General features: G+C 55.6%; 1 protein-coding gene. It reads right to left on the bottom strand.

Going from position 1 to position 1,373, the window contains the following annotated elements; genetic code table 11:
- Positions 1–254: 254 nt before the first annotated feature.
- Complete coding sequence (locus QMZ18_RS36880; protein WP_282611438.1) at positions 255–1,292, bottom strand: IS110 family transposase; 1,038 nt, start codon at positions 1,290–1,292, stop codon at positions 255–257.
- Between the last annotated feature and the right edge of the window lie 81 nt (positions 1,293–1,373).

Genomic DNA, 1,373 nt, shown 5'->3' with positions numbered 1-1,373 from the left:
GCTTCTCTAATTGGGCGTTTGGGTCAAGCTCGTTTTCCTTGTTTCTTTCGGGTCATTGTCGCTCATCCGGGTCACGCTTCTCTTCGCAGTCTGATTGGTGCTGTGATAGCACCGCTGCACGCATGTGTCGGATTGGTAGTGGAGAGCCTTGCTTAGAGACGCGCTTCACGTTGCGCAGCAGCCATTTTCGGCTTCATCCACGAACCTCGTCCGGTGAGGGACGACCGCGTTCAGATATATGGTGAGCGCTTAGATCATGCCAGGCCCTCCACGGTCTCTGAGCGGAACACGGTGCCATCTGCCCACATGCGATGGAGCAGAACAGCCAGTTTGCGGGCGACGGCCACCACAGCACGGCGGCGCCCTTTGGTGCGCATCAATCGCATGCCCCAGGATTTAATCTGTGACCCAGCCATTGTGCGCATGAGTAGTGCGTTTGCTGCCGCGTAAAGCGTTGCACGAACATCCCGGTCCCCAGCTTTCGATATCCGGCCGGGATTGTCATGTTCGCCTGACTGATATCTTCGCGGGGTTAGTCCAAAATGCGCGGCGACCGTACGAGATCGCTTGAACCGCGTAGGATCATCAACAGCTGCCGTGAAGGTCAGTGCTGCGATTGGCCCTACACCGGGAACGGTCATCATCCGCATGCAGACCTCATCTCGGGTGGCCGCGCGTTTGACCCGACGATCCAGCTCCAGAAAGTGCTGATACGAAACCAGTCGTGCATCGAGCAGAGGCACAAGGGCATGTGCCAATACCTCATCCATCTTGATCATGGGCCTGACGACGCCATCGAAGCTTCCGTGCTTCACCGTCTTGGGCAAGCGGATACCAAAGATCTTCAACAGGCCACGCACCTCGTTGGCCAGATCAATGGTCTTCCTGAGCAATGCTTTGCGTGTACTCAGCAGGGCACGGACCCCATGTGCTTCCCGGCTCTTCATATGGACAGGGCTGAACCAACCGGTGCGCAGGACTTGAGCGATGCCCCGCGCATCGTTCTTGTCTGTCTTATTGCGCATCGCTGACAGTGCCGCATTCACTTGCCGGGCTTCCATGCAAACGACGTCAAAGCCTTCACCCGTCAGACCATAGAAAAGGTGCTGGCTCATCGTACCAGCCTCAAAACCAATGCGTTCTATCGCATGTGGAAAGGAATTCAGGTGGGCCGCAATCTCATCGACCTCACAAGGTAGTTCTCGCTCGAGTAAAACCGTACCTTTGCTATCGACAATGCAAAGCGCGCAAGACCGCAGCGAAACATCCAAACCGGCAAAATACTCCATCATCAATCTCCCATGTTCACAGAATACCTGTGATCCTAACGGGAGCTCGACCTCAAATCATGGTCAGCCCAATTACGCATGCTT

Source organism: Pelagibius sp. Alg239-R121, assembly GCF_947331435.1.
Classification (GTDB): domain Bacteria; phylum Pseudomonadota; class Alphaproteobacteria; order Kiloniellales; family Kiloniellaceae; genus Denitrobaculum.
This window is presented reverse-complemented; position numbering and strand designations above follow the sequence as displayed.

What these genes read in the sequence shown, in the direction of transcription:
- QMZ18_RS36880 (WP_282611438.1), bottom strand. Translation starts at nt 1,292, where the DNA reads ATGATGGAGTATTTTGCCGGTTTGGATGTTTCGCTGCGGTCTTGCGCG.